Origin of the sequence: Flavobacterium sp. (assembly GCF_044338735.1) — a bacterium.
Taxonomy (GTDB): Bacteria; Bacteroidota; Bacteroidia; order Flavobacteriales; family Flavobacteriaceae; genus Flavobacterium.
The window spans coordinates 1-10,988 of sequence record NZ_JBIIWV010000068.1; the positions used below are offsets into that span (position 1 = coordinate 1).

The window sequence follows — 10,988 nt, forward strand, 5'->3', positions numbered from 1 at the left end:
ATTTTAAAAATATACGGTTAAACATGCTAGATAAAGTTATTGTAGGTAGCGAAGAATGGTGCTCCTTCCCTACGTTAGGAATTCCAACAATTAAAGCACGAGTAGATTCTGGAGCTAAAACTTCGGCTTTACATGCAATAAACATTGTTACATTTGAAAAAAACAGTGAAAATTGGGTAAAATTTGACGTTAATCCGATACAAAATAATGCCAAAGCGGTTATTCATTGCGAAGCCCCTCTAATTGATAAACGAGTGGTTAAAAGTTCGAGTGGTTACAGAGAGCAACGTTATGTAATAAAAACAAAATTAGAAATTGGTGGAAAAACATGGGAAATAGAAGTTACATTAACCAATAGAGATTCCATGGGTTTCCGAATGTTATTGGGAAGAGAAGCCATGTCTGGAAGAGTATTGGTTGATCCTGAGCAACGCTATTTATTGGGCCAACCCACAACCGATAAATTAAAAGAATATTATTACGCATCTGAAGAGCAAAAAAAAGGACTTAGAATTGGACTTTTAGCCAGTAATCCAGAGTTGTATAGCAACAAACGTATCATGGAAGCAGGCGAACTAAGAGGCCATGAAATGCACTTCTTAAATTTGAAATACTGTTATATGAAACTCGATGCTACCAAACCCGAAATTCATTATCGAGGTGGTAAAGTATTGAATGACTTTGACGCTATTATTCCACGTATTCGTCCTAGCATGACCTATTATGGTTGCGCCTTAACCCGTCAATTTGAGGCACTTAAAGTCTATGCATTAAACAATGCTTCGGCTATAACACAATCGAGAGATAAATTATTTTCATTGCAATTATTATTAAATAATGGTGTTGAAATTCCAACTACAGGCTTTGCAAATTCGCCTTTAGATACCGACGATTTAATCAAAATGGTAGGTGGTTCTCCTTTAATTGTAAAATTATTAGAAGGAACGCAAGGAAAAGGTGTGGTTTTAGCCGAAACCAAAAAAGCGGCTGAATCTGTTATTAACGCCTTTAAAAGTTTGAATGCAAATATTCTTGTGCAAGAATTCATCAAAGAGGCAAATGGAAAAGATTTGCGTTTGTTTGTAGTAGACGGAAAAGTAGTCGCAGCTATGCAACGTGAAGCTTTACCAGGTGAATTTAGAGCCAATATTCATTTAGGCGGAACAGCTTCTATTGTCAAAGTTACAGCTGATGAAAAGAGAATTGCCATCAAAGCTGCAAAAGCCATGAATTTAAAAGTAGCCGGTGTAGATATTATTCGTTCTGCAAAAGGCCCTTTATTATTAGAAGTGAATTCTTCTCCTGGACTTGAAGGAATTGAAGGTGCCACTCAAAAAGACATCGCTGGAGAAATGATCAAAGCGATTGAAAAGAATTTTAAATGGAAATAAAAAATAATTACATATGAAAAAACAATATGCCCTTCCGATTTTATTTTTCACTTTAGGAATTGTCATTACTATTGTAGGTGCGTTGTTCAAAATCATGCATTGGCCTGGCGCAACAATACTACTTGCAACGGGTCTTTTAGCAGAAGCAACTGCCTTAATTGTGTTGATTATTTCGATAGCAAAACGCTTAAAATAAGGTTTAAGAGTTACTCAAAATCTATTTGAAAACTATTTAAAAAAGCAACTGATTTTTCAATGTCGTAATGTAAAATTCTATCTTCAGAGACAAAAGAAACTTCTTCTCGATAGGATTGTACAAAACGCTCGATAAATTCACTCGATTGTAAAGGTCTTCTAAATTCTAGTGCTTGCGAACCATTTAACAATTCAATTCCTAAAATACGTTCCACATTTTCAACAATTCGTAATGTTTTAGTAGCTGCATTGGCTCCCATACTCACATGATCTTCTTGACCATTTGAAGAAACAATACTATCAATACTCGCTGGTGTAGCCAATTGTTTGTTCTGACTGGCAATGCTTGCAGCGGTATATTGAGGAATCATAAACCCTGAATTTAAACCTGGGTCGTTTACTAAAAACGCCGGCAAACCTCTTAATCCTGAAATCAATTGATAAGTTCGTCTTTCTGAAATACTTCCTAATTCTGATAAAGCGATTCCTAAAAAGTCTAAGGCTAAAGCCAAAGGTTGACCGTGAAAATTACCTCCCGAAAGGATCAAATCTTCACCTACAAAAATATTGGGATTATCAGTAACCGAATTGATTTCTGTGCGAAATACTTTTTTTACGTAATCAATTGCATCCTTTGAAGCGCCATGCACTTGAGGAATACATCTAAACGAATAGGGATCTTGAACATGTGCTTTAGATTGGGCGATAATTTCACTATCTTCTAAAAAATCACGCATTCTTTCAGCGGTTTGAACCTGTCCTTTGTGAGGTCTAATTAAATGTATTAAATCGGTGAATGGTTCAAGGCGACCATCAAAACCTTCTAAAGAAATGGCTCCAATTACATCTGCAAAGTAGGATATTTTTTCTGCTTTAATCAAGCAATACACCCCATAAGCACTCATGAATTGAGTTCCATTTAATAATGCCAATCCTTCTTTTGATTGTAAAATAATAGGTTCCCAACCAAATTTTTCCAAAACTTTTGCAGCAGGTTGTCTGAAACCATCTGAATACACTTCACCTTCTCCTAATAAGGGTAACGATAAATGGGCTAATGGAGCCAAATCGCCTGAAGCTCCTAACGAACCTTGCGTATAAATTACAGGAAAAATATCGTTATTGTAGAAGTCAATTAAGCGTTGTACAGTGATTAATTGAACACCTGAATGACCATAGCTCAACGATTGAATTTTAAGCAACAACATGATTTTTACAATTTCATGAGCTACTTCCTCGCCTGTTCCGCAAGCGTGAGATTTTACTAAATTTTCTTGAAGTTTTGATAAATTTTCATTCGAAATTTTTACATTACATAACGAACCAAAACCAGTATTGATACCGTAAATGGGTTCGGAATTTGATTTCATTTTATCATCTAAATACTTTCGGCATTTTTCAATATTAACGATTGCCTCTTCCGATAATGCCAACTGTTTTCCTTGAAAAACAATTTCATTGACCATCTCAATTGATAATAAATCTGAACTTATATAATGTATGTTTTCCATCTGATTAATTTATAAAGTTCAAAATTCCGCAAAGAATTGCTAAAATGCAAGATTTATTATCATTATTAACAAAAAATAAATAGTTCTCAAATTTTAAAGGAAAAGGCAATATATTTTTAAGAATTTTCAATAAATTAGCGCTCTCAAATATCACAACATCAAATCATGAAAAATACAGCTTTAACGCACATTCACGAAAATTTAGGAGCTAAAATGGTTCCGTTTGCAGGTTATAACATGCCCGTACAATATGAAGGAGTCAATGCAGAACACGAAATTGTTAGAAATGGCGTTGGTGTTTTTGACGTATCTCACATGGGTGAATTTTTCTTAAAAGGAGAAAATGCCTTAGCCTTGATTCAGAAAGTTACTTCAAACGATGCTTCAAAATTAGTTGATGGAAAAGCACAATATTCTTGTTTACCAAATAACGATGGCGGAATTGTTGACGATTTAATCGTTTATAAAATTGCTGATAATCATTATATGTTAGTGGTTAATGCTTCAAATATTGAAAAAGATTGGAATTGGATTTCATCGCATAACGATTTAGGTGTGGAAATGAACAATGCTTCGGAAGCTTATTCTTTATTAGCCATTCAAGGTCCAAAAGCAGCTGAAGCGATGCAATCGTTAACCAATATCGATTTGGCAAATATGGGCTATTACACGTTTAAAATAGATGATTTTGCTGGAAAACAAGACGTAATTGTTTCGGCTACGGGTTATACTGGTTCGGGTGGATTTGAAATTTATTTTAAAAATGAAGATGCCGAACACATTTGGAACAAAGTTTTTGAAGCAGGAGCACCTTTCAACATCAAGCCTATAGGATTAGCGGCTCGTGATACCTTACGTTTAGAAATGGGATTTTGTTTATACGGAAACGACATCAACGATACGACTTCTCCATTAGAAGCAGGTTTAGGTTGGATTACAAAATTTGATAAAGATTTTACCAATTCAGCAAACTTGAAACAACAAAAAGAAACGGGTGTTTCTCGCAAATTAGTTGGTTTTGAAATGGTAGAACGCGGAATTCCACGTCACGATTATGAAATTTGTGATGCTAATGGAACTGTAGTGGGAATTGTAACTTCGGGAACACAATCGCCAACATTAGGAATCGCTATTGGTATGGGTTACGTGCCTACTGCTTTAGCAACACCAGATTCAGAAATTTATATTCGCATACGAAATAAAGACATCAAAGCTAAAGTGGTTAAAATGCCATTTTACAAGAAATAATGATTCAAAAAAATATCCGCTAGTTGCGGATATTTTTTTTATTAATCTGTTGGTCCATCCCAGTTAGAAAAACCACCTACTAAATTGAATACATTTTCAAAGCCGAGTTGTTGCATTACTCCACAAGCGTTTGCACTGCGCACTCCCGCTGCACAATACACATAGAAATTTTTGGATTTATCTAACTCTTCAATCTCATAAATAAAACCTTGTCCTTTATAAATATCAATATTTAAGGAACCAGGAATTTTTCCGCTTTCAAATTCATCTTCTGTGCGCACATCAATAATGATTCCGTGTTCATCGTTTAAAAACTGACTCCACCACTCTTTTTGTTCTAAATTCATTGCTTAAAATTTTTATCAAAAATACTATAAAAAACGAAATTCAAAAATTTAATATAAAATTAACACACATTTGTATATACAACTAAAAAATATACTACATTTGTACCTACAAATATTAGAGTACGAATGCGAATTGAAGAAATCATAAAAACCACTTTTCCAATGGCACAAGAAAAAAAGGCATTGCTTAATGTAATGTATACTCAAAATGTCATTGCTGATCAATTTAATGAACTGCTAAAACCGTTTGATGTTTCGGCTGAACAATTTAATGTGTTGCGAATTTTGAGAGGTCAAAAAGGAAATGCGGTAAATATGTGTATGATTCAAGAACGGATGATTGCCAAAACCAGCAACACTACCCGATTAGTTGATAAACTGTTATTAAAAGGATTGGTATTACGTGAAATTTGTCCTGAAAACAGAAGAAAAATGGAAATAACCATTACATCAAAAGGAATGGAATTATTACAACAATTAGATCCATTAGTAGAAGGGCATGAAAAGAAATTTGGCAATAATCTTTCTGAAAAAGAATTAGCCCAATTGAATACCCTGTTAGAAAAATTTAGAAATTAATATACACTATGAAAAACAATTTTATCGAAAACCAAAATTGGCGTTATGCCACAAAAAAATTTGATGCCACAAAAAAAATCGCACCTGTTGATTTAGAATTTCTAAAAGAAGCCATTCGATTGAGTACTTCATCTTATGGATTACAATTATATAAAGTATTTATTATTGAAAACCCAGCTATTAGAGCGCAGTTACTTCCAGCTTCATGGGGGCAAAGTCAAGTTGTTGATGCATCACACCTTTTTGTTTTTGCAAATAATACAGATGTTCAAGAATCTCATATTGATCATTATTTAGAAACTATTGCGCAAACCAGAGGAATTTCAATGGAAGCAGTAAAAGGTTATGGCGACTTTATGAAGAACAGCCTTGTGGGATTACCGCAGGAGAAAAAAGCGATTTGGACTTCCAAACAAACGTATTTAGCACTAGGAAATTTAATGAATGCCGCTGCTGAATTAAAAATTGACGTAACACCAATGGAAGGCTTTCTACCAGAAAAATACAACGAAATTTTAGGACTCAATGCATTAGGACTCAATGCTTCACTTGTAGCTGCAGTAGGCTATCGCCATGAAGATGATGCAACACAACATCTAGCGAAAGTTAGAAAATCAACAGAAGAATTATTTGAAACTATTTAATATTTAATTTAACACTTAAAAACAATTACACATGAAAAATTTAAAATCAATTGCAGTAGCTTTAATAGCTTTCGTTTCTGTAACGTCTTTTGCACAAGTAAGCAAAAAGGTAGACGCAGCAAAAAGTACCGTTAACTGGGTAGGGAAAAAAGTAACGGGTGAACATTCTGGAAACATTATGTTGAAAGAAGGTACCTTAATTTTCAAAGGAAAAAAAGTAGTTGGTGGAAACTTTACAGTTGACATGACAACTATCAACACGACCGATTTAGAAGGAAAAGGGAAAACAAATTTAGATACTCACTTAAAATCGGATGATTTTTTTGGAACTGAAAAATTCCAAACAGCTACTTTAGTGATTAAATCTATTGGTGAAAAATCGGCTAATGTATATTCCGTAACTGGAGATTTAACCATCAAAGGAAAAACTGAACCAGTTAAATTTGAATTAAACGTAGCAGATAATACTGCAACAGCAGCCTTAAAAGTGAACAGAACAAAATATGATATCAAATATGGTTCAGGAAGTTTCTTCACTGATTTAGGAGATAGAGCAATTTCTGATGATTTTGATTTAACGGTTAAATTAGCGTTCTAAAACTAATCTAAAATAAATTTGAGCCTTGAACTATTTCAAGGCTTTTTTTATGCAATAAAAAAAAGCTCCGAATTACTTCGGAGCTTCATAATTAAGGGGTGGAAGACCGGGCTCGAACCGGCGACCCTCGGTACCACAAACCGATGCTCTAACCAACTGAGCTACAACCACCATGTATAAATACGGGTGCAAATATAAGACTAAACTTCATACTTGCAAAGAAAAAAATAAATATTTTACTTCAAATCTGATAAACTATTGATCGTTAAATATTTTTCTATTATAAGAACTTAATTTTACTTTCCTTCTACTTTTAAAAATAACTTTAATTAATTTTTTATTATTAAATGGTCTTGATTATTGATTCTGTTTTAATTAAAATTAAATATTACTGTAATCATTTTTTATAAAATTAAACAAATCTGCAATAGTAACACTCAACGCCCTAGGTATTTTAAACATGGTTGATACTTTCATCTGATTAAATGTATGTGATTGTATTAAATAAGTTGTATGTAACTGATTTTTAATTATATTTGAATAAAATTAAACAATCAAATTATGAAAAAAATTACTCAAAAATTACTATTAATAGCTACGATTTTTATTATTTCTAATCTATCTTATTCACAAGACATGATTACAAAAAAAACAGGAGAAGATATTAGTGCCAAAGTATTGGAAGTAACATCAACGGAAATAAAATATAAGAAAACAAATAATTTAGATGGTCCATTATTTAGTATCCTCAAGTCAGAAGTATTAATAATTAGATACAAAAATGGAACTAAAGATGTTTTTAATGATATAGCTAAAGATACTAAAAATGAAATAAGTGTTTCGGAACAAAACAATGAAAATGATATGTTCTCAAAAGGAAAAACAGATGCTAAATCATTTTACAGAGGTAAAAAATCTGGATCTGGATGGACTGCTGCAACAACAATATTAACAAGTCCGATAATTGGGGTTATACCTGCTGCATTATGTGCTTCTACTGATCCAGATGATGATAATCTTAAGTATCCAAATTCTAACCTTATGAAAAATGCAGATTATAATAGAGGATATATCGATGAGGCACATAGAATAAAAAATAAAAAAGTTTGGAAAGCTTTTGGGATTTCATCAGGAGTATGGCTTGGTATAATATTGGTGTTTTCTAGCCGATAATAAAATAATTTTAAAAATGAAAAAAATATTCTACCTATTCAGTATTACATTTATAATACTGCAATCGTGTTCATCGGATAGTAGTGATACCAACGTGTCATCTTCTCAGTTAGTTGGGAAGTGGGAAGTTTTTCAAGTGGGAGAATTTCCTCCAGGAACAAGTATTAATAGTTCTACACCTCTAATAAATTTCCAATTTGAATGTTCAACCAAAAAAGACAATTATCAATTTGGTAGTCAAGGAAGTTTTAAAGCGGTAACATATAATAGTAGTTGTGCAGAAGGAGGCGGTATTGGAACATACACTAAAACCGATGATATAATAAATATTTATCAAAACAACGTTTTACAAGTTACATGGGAGATTATAATCCTAACAAACACAACATTAAAAATAAAAGAAACTACTTCAAATTATATTATGGTGTCAAGTTATAATAAGATTTAATTTCTAAATTATGAAAAAACTAATTTGTCTATTAAGTATTACATTTTTAATATTACAATCATGTTCCTCTGGAGACAATAGTTCTGAAACAAATAATGATAACAACTCATTACTCGAAAGAAGATGGTATTTTGTTTCAGAAACTTATCAAGGTACCACACACTATCCTACAGTATGTAATAATAATGGGCACAGAGATTATGTTGATTTTCTATCTTCGAATATTGCAGATTTTAATTATGTTGCTAGTAGTACAGGTAATAATTGTAGTGATCAATATAGTTTAGAAAAATTCAATTGGATAAAAAATGGCAATACAATTAATTTAAAATTTTTTGGGACTAATGTTACTTCAGAAACTTTGATAATAACAGAACTAACTTCTACAACACTAAAGTTTACTGCTACTGATGCAACTACTAATAACAGTGCAGAAAGAGTTTATAGTTCAAATTAACAATTGGAATCAAGCGGTCTTACTACAATCATTTGCTTTGTTATGATATCTTGTTTCAGTCGTTTTAACAAGCTTCTATTTCAAATCCCCTAACGAATCAACCGTCACATATCGTTCTACGGTAAAACCTTCAGCGTACTCCACTCCTACTAGTCTTCCTAAATCTTTTGCGCGGTATTGTATGCTTTCTAAAAAGTTTTTAGAGGCGATGGGTGTAATTGGTTCTTTAGATTTTGGATCATAAAATTGAGAACTATAAGCTTGCACTGCTTCCATTTTTTGAGTCATAAAATCTGAAATATCCACTACAAAATCGGGTTCAATAGTTTGCCATTGAATGTAATGATACACAACCTTTGGTCGCCAAGGACGTTGTGCTTCTCCGTTGATTTCCGTTTTAATTTGAATCAATCCCGATAAAAAACAAGCATCGCTAACCAACTTGCTTCCTTTTCCGTGATCAATGTGTCGGTCTTGTATGGCGTTGCACAATACAATTTCGGGTTGGTACTTGCGAATCATTTTAATGACTTTTAGTTGGTGATTTTCATCATTTACAAAAAAACCATCGCGCATATCTAAATTCTCACGCACTGAAACACCTAGAATTTCCGAAGCTTTAGTTGCTTCTGTATTTCTAATTTCTACAGTTCCGCGTGTGCCTAACTCACCACGAGTTAAATCGATAATGCCTACTTTTTTACCTAAAGAAATTTCTTTAGCAATCGTACCCGAACAACCTAATTCTACATCATCTGGATGCGCTCCAAAAGCTAGTATATCTAATTTCATATCTTTTAATTTTGCCACAAAGGCACTAAATCACTAAGTTTTTTTTCTGAACACTGATTACTGACCACTGAATACTAAAATATTTCGCATCGTCATGGATTTATTTTCTGTTTCCAAAAATTCCATTTCAGGATTACTATCTTTTGTAATGCCGCAACCCACATAAATATTCACAGCATTATTTACAACTTCTAAACAGCGTAAATTTACAAATAAATCAGTTTGATTGTTTGAATTATATTCGCCTAAAAATCCTGAATAATACGTTCTATTAAATGCTTCATTTTTCAGAATAAAAACTAAAGCACTTTCCTTCGGAAATCCACAAATCGCGGGTGTTGGATGTAAATAGGTAATCAAATCTAATTCTGTGAAATCATCAGTCAATTGTCCAGTAATTACTGATTTCAGATGCGCTAAATTACCTGCTTTTATTGTTTTAGGTTCCGAAACTATTAGATTTTCTACTTTAGATGCTATTTCAGAAACAATAAAATCGGTTACAAATTGTTGTTCTTCAATTTCTTTGGTAGTCCAAATTATAGATTCAGAAAACAATTGTGTTCCTGCCAAGGCAACTGTTTCAAAATGATTTTGATTTATTTTTACTAATCGTTCCGGCGTTGCACCCATCCATAATCCAATTTTCGGATGAAAAAATAAATAACGAAAGGCAGTTGGATACGTAGCAATTAAGTTCTGAAAGGTTGCTAAAACCGATAATTGTTCATTCAAAACGATTTTTCGCGATAAAACTACTTTATCGAATGCGCCATTTTGAATTGCAGCAATTCCTTTGGAAACTAAATGTTCAAAAGCATCTTTTTGATTGGCTTCTGAAGTAAATTTATCGGCTGATTTCTGCTCTAAATTTTCAAAATTTCCTTGTGAGAAAGCACTAATTTCTGTTGGTAAACATATTTTTACACCTGCATCAAAAGGCATAAATACAAAACCTGATTGACCAGAAAACGGAACTATTTCATTAGTTTGTTGGACTTGTAAGTTCCAAATACATTCATTTGGTTTAACATAACAAACAAAAGGATTTTGACCTGATAAAAGCGTGTTTATTTCTTCAAAAAGTTGCATTATTGTCTTCTGGATAAAACCATATTAGTCAATTTGCAAAGCGAAATTAATCTTCCTTCTTCATCAACGATTCTAATTTCCCACAAATGAATACTAGCGCCTTTATGAATAATTTTAGCCGTAGCAGTTACCATTCCTTCTCGTTTGCTTTTTAAATGATTGGCCGAAATTTCAATTCCGCGCACTTCCTGTTTTTCAGGATTAACAAACATCAATGAAGCAGCACTTCCTACACTTTCTGCCAAAGCTACTGTTGCCCCGCCGTGTAATAACCCCATTGGCTGATGCACTCTAGGATTTACAGGCATAGTTGCCGTTAAAAAATCTTCACCTGCATCGGTGTAAACTATATCTAATGTGTTCATTAATGTGTTTTTACTCCATTCATTACACAATTGCAACATGGTATCTCTATCAAACATGGTATTATTTTTTTTGTAAAATTAATCATTATTGCTAGAATAATATAGAATATTTTTCGTTTTAGTAGATGATAATAGCTGATTTATTTTT

Annotated in this window: 14 protein-coding genes and 1 tRNA gene; 9 read left to right on the top strand and 6 right to left on the bottom strand. The window is 32.8% G+C overall.

The genetic code is table 11. The features are described 5' to 3' along the window. Positions 1–23 precede the first annotated feature (23 nt). Positions 24–1,391, top strand: coding sequence for a 30S ribosomal protein S6--L-glutamate ligase (rimK, locus tag ACIQZC_RS06025; protein WP_396138349.1), 1,368 nt, complete (start codon positions 24–26; stop codon positions 1,389–1,391). Between the two features lie 13 nt (positions 1,392–1,404). Then, entirely contained in the window at positions 1,405–1,587 is a 183-nt protein-coding gene (locus ACIQZC_RS06030) for a hypothetical protein (RefSeq protein ID WP_396138336.1), read from the top strand. Positions 1,588–1,597: 10 nt separating this feature from the next. Here the strand turns inward: ACIQZC_RS06030 and hutH are convergent, their stop codons facing one another. Further along, a complete protein-coding gene (gene hutH, locus ACIQZC_RS06035; protein ID WP_396138337.1) occupies positions 1,598–3,097 on the bottom strand; it encodes a histidine ammonia-lyase in 1,500 nt (499 codons plus the stop codon). A gap of 165 nt (positions 3,098–3,262) precedes the next feature. Between hutH and gcvT the strand changes: the two genes are divergently transcribed. Continuing rightward, positions 3,263–4,345, top strand: coding sequence for a glycine cleavage system aminomethyltransferase GcvT (gene gcvT, locus ACIQZC_RS06040; protein ID WP_396138338.1), 1,083 nt, complete (start codon positions 3,263–3,265; stop codon positions 4,343–4,345). Between the two features lie 41 nt (positions 4,346–4,386). Here the strand turns inward: gcvT and ACIQZC_RS06045 are convergent, their stop codons facing one another. Next, positions 4,387–4,692 carry a rhodanese-like domain-containing protein gene (locus ACIQZC_RS06045; RefSeq protein ID WP_396138339.1) on the bottom strand — a complete coding sequence of 102 codons (306 nt, stop codon included), beginning with the start codon at positions 4,690–4,692 and terminating at the stop codon, positions 4,387–4,389. A gap of 126 nt (positions 4,693–4,818) precedes the next feature. Between ACIQZC_RS06045 and ACIQZC_RS06050 the strand changes: the two genes are divergently transcribed. The 3 genes from ACIQZC_RS06050 to ACIQZC_RS06060 are packed head-to-tail and all read left to right on the top strand — an operon-like array spanning position 4,819 to position 6,513. Next, positions 4,819–5,271 (top strand): MarR family winged helix-turn-helix transcriptional regulator, encoded by a 453-nt coding sequence (locus ACIQZC_RS06050; protein WP_396138340.1) that lies wholly within the window; start codon positions 4,819–4,821, stop codon positions 5,269–5,271. A gap of 8 nt (positions 5,272–5,279) precedes the next feature. After that, the gene (locus ACIQZC_RS06055; protein ID WP_396138341.1) at positions 5,280–5,915 is read left to right on the top strand and encodes an NAD(P)H-dependent oxidoreductase; all 636 of its coding nucleotides are present in this window, start codon (positions 5,280–5,282) and stop codon (positions 5,913–5,915) included. Positions 5,916–5,946: 31 nt separating this feature from the next. Continuing rightward, positions 5,947–6,513 (top strand): YceI family protein, encoded by a 567-nt coding sequence (locus ACIQZC_RS06060; RefSeq protein WP_396138342.1) that lies wholly within the window; start codon positions 5,947–5,949, stop codon positions 6,511–6,513. Positions 6,514–6,609: 96 nt separating this feature from the next. Here ACIQZC_RS06060 and ACIQZC_RS06065 read toward each other — a convergent pair. Next, a tRNA-His gene (locus tag ACIQZC_RS06065) sits at positions 6,610–6,685 on the bottom strand. Positions 6,686–7,074: 389 nt separating this feature from the next. Between ACIQZC_RS06065 and ACIQZC_RS06070 the strand changes: the two genes are divergently transcribed. From ACIQZC_RS06070 to ACIQZC_RS06080, 3 genes are read left to right on the top strand one after another with little or no spacing between them, the layout of a single operon-like run. Continuing rightward, positions 7,075–7,686, top strand: a complete 612-nt coding sequence (locus ACIQZC_RS06070) for a hypothetical protein (protein ID WP_396138343.1) — start codon at positions 7,075–7,077, stop codon at positions 7,684–7,686. A gap of 16 nt (positions 7,687–7,702) precedes the next feature. Next, positions 7,703–8,134, top strand: coding sequence for a lipocalin family protein (locus ACIQZC_RS06075; RefSeq protein WP_396138344.1), 432 nt, complete (start codon positions 7,703–7,705; stop codon positions 8,132–8,134). Positions 8,135–8,144: 10 nt separating this feature from the next. Beyond that, positions 8,145–8,591, top strand: coding sequence for a hypothetical protein (locus tag ACIQZC_RS06080; protein ID WP_396138345.1), 447 nt, complete (start codon positions 8,145–8,147; stop codon positions 8,589–8,591). Between the two features lie 75 nt (positions 8,592–8,666). Here the strand turns inward: ACIQZC_RS06080 and bshB1 are convergent, their stop codons facing one another. Genes bshB1 through ACIQZC_RS06095 form a run of 3 tightly spaced genes read right to left on the bottom strand, consistent with a single transcriptional unit; the run spans position 8,667 to position 10,897 of the window. Continuing rightward, complete coding sequence (gene bshB1 / locus ACIQZC_RS06085; RefSeq protein WP_396138346.1) at positions 8,667–9,383, bottom strand: bacillithiol biosynthesis deacetylase BshB1; 717 nt, start codon at positions 9,381–9,383, stop codon at positions 8,667–8,669. Between the two features lie 57 nt (positions 9,384–9,440). Further along, positions 9,441–10,475, bottom strand: coding sequence for an isochorismate synthase (locus ACIQZC_RS06090; RefSeq protein WP_396138347.1), 1,035 nt, complete (start codon positions 10,473–10,475; stop codon positions 9,441–9,443). Continuing rightward, complete coding sequence (locus tag ACIQZC_RS06095; protein WP_396138348.1) at positions 10,475–10,897, bottom strand: hotdog fold thioesterase; 423 nt, start codon at positions 10,895–10,897, stop codon at positions 10,475–10,477. The genes ACIQZC_RS06090 and ACIQZC_RS06095 overlap by 1 nt, the downstream gene beginning before the upstream one ends. Between the last annotated feature and the right edge of the window lie 91 nt (positions 10,898–10,988).